This window comes from Stieleria sp. (genome assembly GCF_041595215.1).
Classification (GTDB): Bacteria; Planctomycetota; Planctomycetia; order Pirellulales; family Pirellulaceae; genus Stieleria; species Stieleria magnilauensis.
Map to the genome: position 1 here is coordinate 1 of NZ_JBFHKV010000130.1, position 11,977 is coordinate 11,977.

8 protein-coding genes are annotated in these 11,977 nt (G+C 60.5%); 5 read left to right on the forward strand and 3 right to left on the reverse strand.

The genetic code is table 11. From position 1 onward, the window contains the following. The 3 genes from ABX749_RS07425 to tssK form a co-directional block, all read right to left on the reverse strand. Positions 1–756: hypothetical protein (locus tag ABX749_RS07425; protein WP_372895416.1), on the reverse strand; the 756-nt coding region annotated here is incomplete at its 3' end. Positions 757–957: 201 nt separating this feature from the next. Then, positions 958–1,596, reverse strand: coding sequence for a DotU family type IV/VI secretion system protein (locus ABX749_RS07430; RefSeq protein WP_095736234.1), 639 nt, complete (start codon positions 1,594–1,596; stop codon positions 958–960). A 56-nt stretch (positions 1,597–1,652) separates the two neighbouring features. After that, entirely contained in the window at positions 1,653–3,113 is a 1,461-nt protein-coding gene (tssK, locus tag ABX749_RS07435) for a type VI secretion system baseplate subunit TssK (RefSeq protein ID WP_372895417.1), read from the reverse strand. A gap of 182 nt (positions 3,114–3,295) precedes the next feature. Between tssK and ABX749_RS07440 the strand changes: the two genes are divergently transcribed. From ABX749_RS07440 to ABX749_RS07460, 5 genes are all read left to right on the forward strand, one after another. Continuing rightward, the gene (locus ABX749_RS07440) at positions 3,296–8,110 is read left to right on the forward strand and encodes a hypothetical protein (RefSeq protein ID WP_372895418.1); all 4,815 of its coding nucleotides are present in this window, start codon (positions 3,296–3,298) and stop codon (positions 8,108–8,110) included. 202 nt (positions 8,111–8,312) lie between these two features. Next, positions 8,313–8,795, forward strand: coding sequence for an Hcp family type VI secretion system effector (locus ABX749_RS07445; RefSeq protein ID WP_372895419.1), 483 nt, complete (start codon positions 8,313–8,315; stop codon positions 8,793–8,795). A gap of 184 nt (positions 8,796–8,979) precedes the next feature. Next, positions 8,980–10,965 carry a type VI secretion system Vgr family protein gene (locus ABX749_RS07450; protein WP_145216847.1) on the forward strand — a complete coding sequence of 662 codons (1,986 nt, stop codon included), beginning with the start codon at positions 8,980–8,982 and terminating at the stop codon, positions 10,963–10,965. Between the two features lie 20 nt (positions 10,966–10,985). Continuing rightward, entirely contained in the window at positions 10,986–11,405 is a 420-nt protein-coding gene (locus ABX749_RS07455; RefSeq protein ID WP_145216844.1) for a hypothetical protein, read from the forward strand. Between the two features lie 8 nt (positions 11,406–11,413). Further along, on the forward strand, positions 11,414–11,977 hold a 564-nt coding region (locus tag ABX749_RS07460; protein ID WP_372895420.1), incomplete at its 3' end, for a DUF2169 domain-containing protein.

Below are 11,977 nucleotides of genomic sequence, written 5' to 3' on the forward strand. Positions count from 1 at the left end.
CCCGGCGATCGTGTTTCGAACATCGGCTGAGTAGGCCGAGGCGTTGCCGCCGGCGGGCGGCATCGGCGGACGCAGCGCGGCCGGATTCTGTCCCATCGTGCTGACGTCCATCGTCCGATCAGCCTGGAAAGGCTGAGGGGCGCCAGGCATTTGTCCGGGAACGATCGTCGAGTCACGCGGCGAACCGAGCAATTTGCTCAGCTGACAACACTCGGTGCACACCACATAGATCGCCTGCTGGTTGGCGAACACATGGATCGGAGCCGGCCCCAGCGGCGCCCGCACGGGGAACTGCGTGTTGGAAGTCGCCATGAAGGAGTTGACCGATTCGACCGTCCCCGGTCCGGCGATCAAGAAGATCGGCGTCTCGGACGGATCAATCGATTGTTCCTCCATCGCGGTCAACGCCGTCTCCCAGGCGCGGTCGATATCGGGAAACGCCGACGGTTCGCCTTCGAGCCACAGCTTGAGCGCGAACCAAACGACGATCGGAATCGCGATGACCAGCAAAAAGATCGCCGGCAACTCACGCCAGTAGAAGCTCGCCTTCTGCTCGGTCTGGTCGGTATAAAAACGAATAATGGCCCAGATGATCGCGACCAGCAGCAAGCCGAAGAACAGCAGCCAGGCGGCCCGCGCCTGCAACGACAGGCCGAGAATCCGCTTGGGCGAACTGATCACGCTGCTGGGGATCTGCGCCAACATGCGAAACGGGTACAAGACCGCGTCGACGAAGCTTCGTATCGCGCTGCCCATCGTTATCGACTCCGATCTTCAATCATCAAAACGAGTAAACCTCAAAAACATTTGTCGGTCACGCGGTGCGTGACGATTGGCATGCACCGCATGCCCTACCTCTGACGATTGGCATGCACAGCATGCCCTACATCTGACAATCGGCATGCACAGCATGCCCTACCTACTGGTCTCCTTGTCTCCTTGTCTCCCAACTCCCCACTACGGCCACACTAACATTTTTCCGATTCCGATGGCGACGGCGGCCAACAGCACGCAACAGATCACCGAGCTGATCAGCAGGTACTTGCCTTCCAGCGGCGGAGCCCCTTGGCCGGGGCGTCCTTGTTCCAGGATCGGCGGTCGGCCCTGTCCCAATTGAATGGCCATGCCGGTCCGTCGCGCCCATTCGTCCAGCGAGGCCGGTACGCCGAAGTGTTCGTGTTGGGCGGTCGCTTCGGGGTCTGCGTAAAGCCCGCGAAACCCCAGCACGACGCAGACGTAAAACACTTCCAACGCGTCCTTCTGGGGCAGCTCGGTGGCCTTTTGGCTCTGCTCGTAGAACTTGGAAAACGCGCTGGTGCTTTTAAAGATTTGAAATTCCAGCCGGTTCTGCTCCCACCACTTGCTGCCGTCCCAGGCGGCTTCGATCAGCAAATCGTCGACCCAGGCGACCAGTGCGTATTTGGCCAGTTCCCAATCGGGCCGCCGTCCGAGCATGTTTTCGGCGTTGTCGAGCAGCCCGCGGATCTTGGCGCTGGTGTCTTCCGGACTCGGATTCTTATTCGCCTCGATTTCATCCACGACGGACGAAACGTACATGAAGACGGGGTCAACGGCGGCGGCGAATTCTGGCGACATGGAGGAGAAGGGTTGATCCGAGGCGAAGGTGAAAAGCGTAACAGCGGCAAACGGTCTCAGTCTTCAGCGGTGGGGACGGCGAACAAACTCAGTTTGAGCGTGCCTTCGATTCCGTCCACGTTGATTTGCAGTTCCTTCTTTCCCTGCAGCGTCGCCAAATTCGCAATCAACGCTTCCTTGAAACGGACGCCCAACCGCGGTGAGTCGTCCGATCGCAGGTCTTCCCAGGCCGGTCCGCTTTTATTGACGCTATAAAACAGCCAATTGTCGCCTTGCGGAAGGGCGCGTGGGGCTTTTGTCTCGGTGATTTTTAATCCGTCTTGGCGAAAGCGGAACATGAAATCGACCTTCTCGCTTTTGCCCAGTTTCCAGTCCAGTCGGCCGATTTCCAGCAATTCACGACACTGTGCCGCCGTGATCCGCTCGTGCTGCACTCCAATGTACCATTCCCAACCCTTGCTCATCCATTTTTGGTCCAGCTGGACTTCTTGTCCTTTTCCGGCGCCGATGAAATCGCGTCGCTCGAATTTGTACTCCTGGACTTCCGTGATCAGTGAGCGGATCTCTTCGAGCACCCAGCGGAAGATGCGCGCCAGATCGTCATGGTCGTACAGCGGGATTTCACCGGGCCGACGATCGGAGCGGAAAATGGAAAGCGATCCGACAATCCGGCAGAGGTCGGTGTAGGCGACGTGGGGGTGGACGCCACGGGCGAACGCCAGCGATCGCAGCGACCCATAGCCGGAGTTGAGCGCCGTCAGCATCAGCAACCGGTTCATGTCACCGGCCTCGGGCGCCCCCTGCATGATGCCCCGCGTGATCACTTGCGAGCTGAGCACTTCGATCTTTTGACCGATGATGTCGTAGACGGCCCGTACATAATCGCGCGCCAGTTCCGGCCAGGCGTCACAGCCGAGCACCGGTGGAATGTATTCGTTGTCCAGCTCCGGCGCGGCCTCGGCGGCACCGGAACGTTTGATCCGCGCGATCGGCAGCGTTTCGTAACCGGCCAGATTGTCCGTGCCCAGCAAGATCTGGACGTTCAAGGTCCGCAACGAACTCTCTTGCTCGTTGCCGCCGGCGTTTTCATCTGCGACGGTTCCGGGCAGCCCCAAAAAACGATGCTGGCCGCCGCGCTCGGGCAGCGTGTTGGGACGTCCCAGCCGCAGTTTTGGCACGGCCAGAAAGACGTCGATCGATTCGACCTGATCAAACGCATCGGACAGATTTCGCTTGACAGATCCACCTGTCTTACCCAAATCCACACGATCGGGTTGTTGGGCCGAGTCGATCCAGATGACGGTGCCGTCGCGAAGCCGGGCTTGGCATTCGCTCAATTCGAACTGGCCGTTGGCGATCGCTTCACGGCTGAAGCTGATCTGCCGAATGCCGTAGTTGTACCCGTGATCGAGCGCAACGTGCTGTCTGGCATTCTCGTCGATACTCCGTTCGGCGGCCTGCATATGATGGGGCCGTAAAAACATCCCCTCTAACCAAGCAACACTCTCGTTGTGCATCGCTGTAGTGTTCTCCTCACCGTGGCTGTCAGAAACCGGGGCTGTCAGTAATCTGCCGTCAGTAATCGCATCGTTGCCATCATTTCCACTCAACGATGATACTCTAGCAGGTGTCGGGTATCGTTCCCACTAGGTAAACTTTTCCCGTAGGGTTCAGTCTTCTTCCGTTGGATCGCATCACAATGAGCACCTCAGGCAAATACGGCGAGCGACAATCGTGGCGGCGTGCCGATAGCGGTCAGGCAGGAAAACGGAAAACGATCAAAGCCTTGCTGACCCTGGTCGCGATCGCTCTGACGTTATTGTTCGTGTACCTGTTGTTGCCGGGGCCGAATCGGCAACTGATCACGATTCTGGTTTCCAACGACTACGACACCGATGTCGTCACGCCGCCGATGTTCGCCGCCAATGCCCGTGCGGCGTTGAAATCCCAGCTCCAGGCCAACGACTTGCGTGGAAGCTGTGACGTCATCCGCAGCAGCTTTCAGCAAACCGAACTCGTGTCGAAGTATTTGAGTGATCCCGACGACACCGTGATGGTCGTGCTGCGTGGCTACCTGATGCTGGACGGAGAAAAACGACCGTCGCTGGCGTGCAGCGATCTGGCGATCGGATCATCGCCGGAATCCCCCAACGGCCTGTTGCCGCTGACGGAGATCTTGGAACCGCTCGCGGCCGTCGCGTCCAGCTCCTTCGGTGGCACGCGGCTGGTGGTGATCGACGCCGAACCGCTCGCCGCCCAACCGTCGTTGGGTCAGTGGAATGATGATGTCTTTGCGCACCTCGATGAAACGATCCGGCAATTGCCCGGCGAGTCGGCCGATCGCTTGTGGGTGTTGCTGACGCGCGGGCCGATGCAAAACGTCGGTTGGGATGCGAACACTCACTTGCCACTTTCGACGCAGACGCTGTTGGACGGCATTCAGGGCGGCGCGGATCTGAACCGGGATCTAAAAGTCGAACTTGACGAGCTGTGTGCGTTTTTCTCCGATCGATACGGACGCATGCCGCGCAACAACGAAACCGACAGCCCTCGCGTGATGCTGCTGCGGGGCGGTGTCGGACGCGTCGAACCGAACGCGTTGGCCCGCGGCGATTTGGACGTCTGGATCGCGCGGGTCGAACCGCCGGCGGACGAAGAAGACGGCGAGGAGGAAACGCCGGAGGATTCCGGCGCGGTCGCTGATGACCTTGCCGACAAGATTTCTCAATCACGATCTTCCGGCATCACAGCCACCCCCGTCGTGCTGCAGTCCGCAGGCGGCGACGCGGCGAAAGCTGAAAACGCGTCGCCCGCGGCGGGCAGTGCCGGTGGTCAGGCAACCGGCGGTCAGGCAACCGATGGCCAAACCACCGACGGCTCGCCTGCAGCCGCTACCACTGGGACACCCGCCGCCGCCTCGAACCAACCGACGAACCCATCGGCAGCGCCGGCGGACTCGTCCGCGGCCAGCAACACCTCCGGAAATGTCGCTGACGCACCGGTCGAGATGACGTTCTGGGACCGACGCGACCAATTCGAGTCGATTCCCCTGGCCAGTTCCGACGGCGAACCCGACGTCAGCCCGGTCGCGCTGGCGCCGCACCTGTGGCGACGCTTGCTGGTCGTGGTGCTCGCCGGTCAGATCAAAGATTTCGACCCGGCGTCTCCCACCCCCACGCCGCGGCAAGTCGCTGAGGACTTGCGGGAACTGCAGCGAATCGTCAAAGGGCAATCGTCGTCCGGCGGAATCAACGACAACATCTCCGATGACATTGTCAGCCGACTGAAACGGCTGGTCTTGAATCATCGGGCGGCGCGCGACGCGACGCGCCCCGATCGGCGACTTCGCACCGCCGATGCCCTGCAGCATGCCGTTGCCGTCGCGCGGTCTCGGCTCTGGTCGTGGCTGGAATTCCAACGCCAAGCAGCCATCGCCGGCGGCCCGATTCCCGACCAGGGGATCGCCGACGCCGCACTGCAAGCCGAACGGGTGCTGGCCGAGGGCGATGGAGCCGAGCGACCCGATCAGGGGACACTCGATCGCCAGCTGTCTCGATTGCATTCGGCGATCAACGTGTTCGATCGCAATGTCGAGGGCGCTGTCAATCAATTGCTGGCCGGGTTTGCCCTCGATGATCCGCCGCGCACCTGGGAATTGAATCGCAACGCCTGGGCCTGGCTGCGGAGCCCGCTGCCGACCGGCGACCAGCGGCGACGGTTAAGGGCGGCGATCAACAGCGCGCGGCTCGACCCGACCGACACGGAAGAGCGAACGGTCAATTTCAGCGACGTCGTGTTTGCCCTGCCCACTCCGTCGCAACGCAGCCGCGACGTGACGATGAAGTATCGGTCCGACCTGGCGCAATTTGAAAAGCCGCGTGACGGCGCGGCCGGTCCCACCGATCCCGCCGGCTGGAAAGCCATCCTGGAACAGGGAAAGGACCAGTCGGGCGCGTTTGCCGACCGGTTCGCGGCGTCGCTGCGGATCGATCCGCGCGTCAACGTCGTCGCTGACCAGCAACCGATCTTGCACGCCATCACGGCCAAGCCCATCGTCCGTATTGCGAGTGTGACGATCTTGGATGACAGCGGTCAGAAACTGGGGGATTCGGCGGTGCTGCGATTGGAAACGATGCAAGACCGCCGCAACTTGACCCTCCGCATTGATCCCGGCCGCGACCAACCGGTTCGGCTGTTGGTCAGCGCCGATCTGCGCAGCTCGTCCAACGACTTTGGGCCACCCCGCGCCGAGGTGCTGTGGAAAGACCCCGGCATGGCGACCAGTCGTCCGGGAGAGTCGGTGGCGATCACCATCGACGGCGACTCGTACCGTGATCTGCCGCTGGAGATTCGCCCGGCGACGCTGGCCGAGCGGGGAGTGGATTTGAAACTTCAACTACAGATCCGCGCCGATCGGGTGAGCGATGAAATTGAAGGCGTCGTCGGCATCCATTCCCTGCCGATCGAATTGCCACGCGAAAATCGATTGCGGCTGGTCGCTTCGTCGCCGCCGGGGATCGGTTGCTCCCGCGAGGTGCTCAGCGATGAAGGCAGCCTGCCGGGCGGGCTCTGGTTGCGGACCTTCAACAGTCGAAAGACACCGTTTCGATTCGAGTTGTTTAACGAATCCGGCAAGGCGTGCATGGCAAAGGTCTGGTTGATCAAGCTGCCCAAGCCGATGCCGGACACGGTCGCCGCCTACTGGCCGGATTTCGCGGCCAATCTTTACGCCAGCCCCGAGGGAGGCATCTTGGACGAGAAGGGCCGGATCTTGGAAAAATTCTTGCTGCCGACTCAGATTTTGAAAGGCCCCAGCACGCTGGCGATTCCCGCCGACGGCGAGCGCGTCGCGCTGAACTTCCGGGCTCCGGCATCGTCGACCGATGCTGCGGCGGCCCCGGCCCCGGCCCCGGCCGCTGCTTCAGCCCCGGCGACGCCGGGCGACACGCAAACCGACATCAGTCACGGCATGGCACTGGTGTGTCGGTTGGTCGACGGCAATGACAACGTCATGCCCGAGAAAGATCAGATCATCTGCCTGGTCGCCAAGCCGTGGGCGCCGAGCGATTACGTCACCACCAGCGTGTCCTACAACGACGGCGAAGTCGAAGTGAACGTGGAGTTGGAGTTTGACATCGACGGCGACGCTTCACGCGACGCCTTGCCCCAATTGGAAAAGGTGCCGGTCAACGTGCGTTGGGTCCAGGATGACCAGTGGTCGGACTTCCGCGCCGAAACCAGCGATCCCCCGCGCAGTCTGTTCGTGGATCTCAATCCACAAGCCGGCAGAAAACAGGCGTTCTTTCGTGTGCCCGTGGTTCGCCGCAATCGAGAAACCTGGTGCCGACTCGATGTCGACGGTTGGCCGCGTGCGATTCAGCACGTCGTCCAGCACCAACCGGGCGCCATCGGTGCGGCCAAGCTGAAGAACCAGATCAAATTCGGCTCGATCGCGTTGACCCGGCGACCGCAGGGAAACACCGAGCAGCCGACGACGTCGTACCACTGGCCGGAGAACGAAGTTTATTTCAAGGGTGACGGCGACCAGTTGATCGCCACGATCAAGGCGGATTTCGGTTTCCTGACGCGGACCAGCGATCCCGAGGTCGCGGTGGATGTCGAAGGCCGTCGGTTCACCGGCTACAAGACCGATCGATTCATTCGCACGACGGCCAGCCCGCTGTCCGGCGATGGCGTCATCACGCTGACCACCCAGGTCAGTGACATCCAGGTCGAACTCAGCCAGGGCCGCTATCGCGATGAACGCATTCCGATCGAGGCCACGCTCAAACTGGACAACATTGAACAGGAGAGCGCATCGATCACGGCGGTGCTTGATTCCACGCCCCCGGACAAGAATCTGATCGCCATCACCCCGCGACAACGCGGCCCCTATTACGACGGGGCGACGCTGGAATTTTCCGTCACCGCCAGCGACTTGGGAGCGAAAGCCGCGGGGATTTCACGCCTGGAAATCGGGCTCGACACGACTCAGGACGGCAACGCGAATACCAAACAAGTCGAACACGTCTTTGACCCACCGGCCTCGCCCGCCGTCCTGCCGGCCGGCAAGTCGCAGTTCAAATTCCAAGTCGCCGGCGAATACGCCGTCGTCGTGCGCGCCATCGACGCGGCCGGTAATGAGAGCAGTAATCGGTATCCGATCACGGTCGTGAAAAAGCCGACACCGGCTGATACACCCGGCGGGGGGCCAGTCGCGCCGAAGGTCAAGATGGGCTGGCTGCACGGGGTGCTCGACACGCGTGCGGGAATGAACGGGACGTTGTTCCTGAGCCCCGCCCCGGCACCGGTCAACAGCAAAGAAAAAACGATCCTGGGTCAGGACAAGCGTTTCGATTTCGGGCCGTTGCCCGAAGGCAAGTACAGCTTGAAATTTAAGGGGACCAAACAAAACACCAGCGTGACGTTGACCTGGAAAGACTTGGAGATCGACACGACGCCCAAGAAGTCGAAACCGCTGTCGCTGAATCTTGATCAGGCTGAAACGGAATAACGGAATCGTCGTGGCGAAGCCGGCGCCATCGCTTTCCCTGCGTTGCCTCGATTGACACGTGATTTCGGATTTTCAAGATTTCAACTCAGAATCAAGCAACAAATCCGGCGGTGGGTCGAGAACGGTAGTGTGCATGGCGGCGAGAGAATTCGCCCACGCAAAACACTTCCGGTTTCCATCCTCTCCACGTAAGGAACTGATCATGGCTGCTTACATTAAGTTTGATGGCGTTGACGGCGAATGCAAAGACAAGGACCACAAAGGGTGGAGCGACTTGCTGTCGTTCAGCCAAGCGGTTCATCAACCCGGCGGTTCGGCCACCGGTGCGACACGGCGTCGCGGCGACGTTATCATGGAAGACATCTCGTGCACCAAGGAACTGGATAAATCGAGCCCGAAAATCGCCGAATCGGTGTGCAAGGGCAAGGTCTATCCGAAGGTCGAAATCGATGTCACCGCGTCGTATACCGACGCAGGACGCGTGACGTACTACCGCTACGAACTGACCAATGTGTTGGTGACCAGCTACAGCATCGGCGGTGCCGGCCAAAGCGAATCGGTGCCGACCGAAGACTTCTCCTTGAACTTCGAAGAAATCAAGGTGACCTACACCGAGAACGATTCCAAGGGCAAGAAGAAAGGCAACGTCGAGTACACGTGGAAGGTCGAAGAAGGCGAATCTTGATCGCTCTTCCCGAGTTCGGATTAACAACGGTCCGTTCGTCCCCGGCGACGAACGGGCCCGTTGGCGTTCACAGCGATCGCACTGACAACTCGTTCCCTGGCGGAGCCCGGGACATGATGGGTAGCGGCGGCTCACCTTGCACTCGCCCCAGCATCCTGATCACACACCACACCTTGACCGAGTCATGGCACTTCAACAGCAAAATCGGCTCCTGAATCTCAACACGGTTCTCGGTGGCGATGTGCTATTGCTCACGTCGTTCACCGGCAGCGAAGAAATGGGGCGGCTGTTTCGTTACCAATTGGAAATGATCAGCGACGACCCCGGTATCAAGCCCCAAGACATCGTCGGTACGGCGATCGGCTGGAGCGTCGAACTGGCCGACAACTCGCGGCGGCACTGGCACGGTTTCGTCAAAAGCCTCTCCCGCGGCGACGTCGACGGACAAGACCGCCGCAACTATCGCGTCGAAGTCGTCCCTTGGCTGTGGTTCTTGACCCAGACCAGCGACTGCAAAATCTTTCAGGACACCAAGGTCCCCGACATCCTCGACGAAGTCCTCGGCGAATACAGCTTTGCCGATTACAAGTCGGACTTCCTGCTCGATCACAAGGAATGGGAATACTGCGTTCAGTACCGCGAGACCGATTTCAATTTCTTGTCGCGTCTGATGGAACAGGAAGGGATCTTTTACTATTTCAAACACTCCGAAGGTGCTCACCAAATGGTGATCACCGATCACAAAGACGGTTACTACACGCTGCCGGAAGCCGAAGTCGATTTTCCCGATGACATCGGCTCGCGCGCGATCGACGACCACTTGACCAGCTGGGAACGCAAGTACGAATTTGTGCCCGGGAAATGGGTGCAGCGCGACTACAACTTTAAAACCCCCAGCGATGATTTGATCACCGACACGGGGACCGTCGTCGATCTGCCTGAAGTCGGCAACTACGAAATGTACGACTATCCGGGCGAATATCCCGACAAGGGCGTCGGCGGCGGCGAAACCCGGTTGCGGATCGAGGCCGAAGAGACGCGTCATGACATCGTGTCGGCGACCAGCCTGTGCAAAACGTTTCAGGCCGGCGGTCGCTTCACCGTCGATCAACATCGCGACAGCGAGGAACAAGGCGCCGAAGTGGTGATCACCGCGATCCAGCACTCCGCCAGCGAGCCGATGGCCTATGAGACCGGCGGCGACGGCGGCATGGCCTATCGCAACTCGATCACCTGCCTGCCGTCTTCACGCGTTTTTCGAACGCCACGCAGCACCGCCAAACCGATCATCAGCGGCGTGCAAACGGCGATCGTCACCGGTCCGCCGGGCGAGGAGATTTATCCGGACGAATTCGGCCGCGTGAAATGCCAGTTTCACTGGGACCGCTACGGCCAAAAAGACGACAAGAGCAGTTGCTGGATCCGCGTTTCGCAGGTTCATGCCGGTTCCGGTTTCGGCGGCATCAGCATTCCTCGCATCGACGAGGAAGTCGTCGTCAGTTTCCTCGAAGGCGATCCCGATCGACCGCTGGTCACCGGTCGTGTTTATCACGCCCAAAACATGCCGCCTTTCGGACTGCCCGATTCCAAGAACATCAGCGGGCTGAAATCAAACAGCACCAAGGGCGGCGGCGGATACAACGAGTACGTCATGGACGACACCAAAGGCAACGAACTGATCCGCGAGCACGCTCAGTTCGATAAAGATTCGACCATCGAAAACGATCTCCGCGAACACGTGCTCAACAACCGCACCCGAGATGTGTCGGTCGACGAAGCGGTCAGTATCGGCAGCAACCAAGAAATCAACGTCGGTGCCAACCGCACCGTGAACGTGGGCGCCAATCAAGAAGTCACCATCGGGTCCAATTCGTCCCTCAGTGTCGGTTCCAATCGGGACACGACCGTCGGAGGCAACCGGACGCTGAACGTGACCGGATCGCAAGAGGATAACACCGGCGCCAGTCGATCGACGTCAGTCGGTGCGTCGGACACGCTCAATGTCGGAGCCGCGCTGGAAATCAATGCCGGCTCCGCGATCAGGCTGATCGTCGGCGGGTCGTCGATCGAGATCGGACCGAGTGGAATCAAAATCTCTGGGCCGATGGTGGACGTCATGGGCGCCGGCCCGGTCACCATCACAGGCGCCGTCGTGAAGGTCAACTCCTAGGATTACAGGCAGCGAAATTGATGACACAGACGTCCACGAAGACGGATTCCGCCGCCGAGGCAACGACGCTGCCGCTGCGGCACGGCCAGTCGATTCAAGTACAAACCGACGGCGACCAACAGACCTTGCACCTGATGTCCGTCGACGGCAAGTGCCGGCTGGAAATCCAGATCACCGAGGCCGGGCCGGTGCTGATGCTCGGCGGCGCGGGGCTGCAGGTCTCCGTTGATGGAACGCTGGCCTTCGATGCCGGCCACGTCGCGATCCATGGCCGCGATTCCCTGTCGTTGTCGACCGACGGCGATTTAAGCCTGAAAAGCGCCGGCAAGATGCACTCCAGCGGCCACACCCAATGCATCGAATCGCAGCGTGGGGACGTTCAAGTGACGGCCAACGATGATGTGCGGCTGACGGGGGAACGCGTGCGCGTGAATTGTTAGATGATCCAATGCAACTAGAAAACTCAACCCGGTTCCCGGCGCTGTTGTTTCGCGGCGCCATCGACGAAGACCGATTCTGCGCGTCGGTGACCTGTCGCGCGACCTACGATCTGACCACAAATGGGTTGGTGCTGTCCGAGGAACAACCTTGGATCGTTTCCGCCGAACCCTGGGAAGGGCCACATGGCGGGCCGATGGATTCCGACGAAGTGTTTTATCGCGGCGGTGTGGACGTCTTGGTCTTCGGCCAGGCATGCGCCTTCGGCAACGACCCGACGCGCGGCCAGGTGATCGTTCGCGTGGGAGATTCGTTTCAATCCGCGGTCGCCGTGTTTGGTGATCGTGTCTGGGTCGAGCGAGAGGGCGAATTGGTCCCCGGCCCACCGGAGAGGTTTCAATCCATGCCGCTGGAACTGAGTCGAGCTTACGGCGGAAAAGACGTTTGGGATGAACTCGACATCCCCTTTGCAGACAACCCCGACGGCCGCGGCTACTACCTTTCGCGGGACAGCGCGGTCGGGTCGCCGCTGCCGAATTTGGAAGACCCCGCCAACCCGGTCGTGAACTGGGAG

Coding starts and splice junctions, on each gene's coding strand:
- ABX749_RS07455 (WP_145216844.1), top strand. CDS start 10,986: ATGACACAGACGTCCACGAAGACGGATTCCGCCGCCGAGGCAACGACG.
- tssK (WP_372895417.1), bottom strand. CDS start 3,113: ATGCACAACGAGAGTGTTGCTTGGTTAGAGGGGATGTTTTTACGGCCC.
- ABX749_RS07440 (WP_372895418.1), top strand. CDS start 3,296: ATGAGCACCTCAGGCAAATACGGCGAGCGACAATCGTGGCGGCGTGCC.
- ABX749_RS07430 (WP_095736234.1), bottom strand. CDS start 1,596: ATGTCGCCAGAATTCGCCGCCGCCGTTGACCCCGTCTTCATGTACGTT.
- ABX749_RS07450 (WP_145216847.1), top strand. CDS start 8,980: ATGGCACTTCAACAGCAAAATCGGCTCCTGAATCTCAACACGGTTCTC.
- ABX749_RS07445 (WP_372895419.1), top strand. CDS start 8,313: ATGGCTGCTTACATTAAGTTTGATGGCGTTGACGGCGAATGCAAAGAC.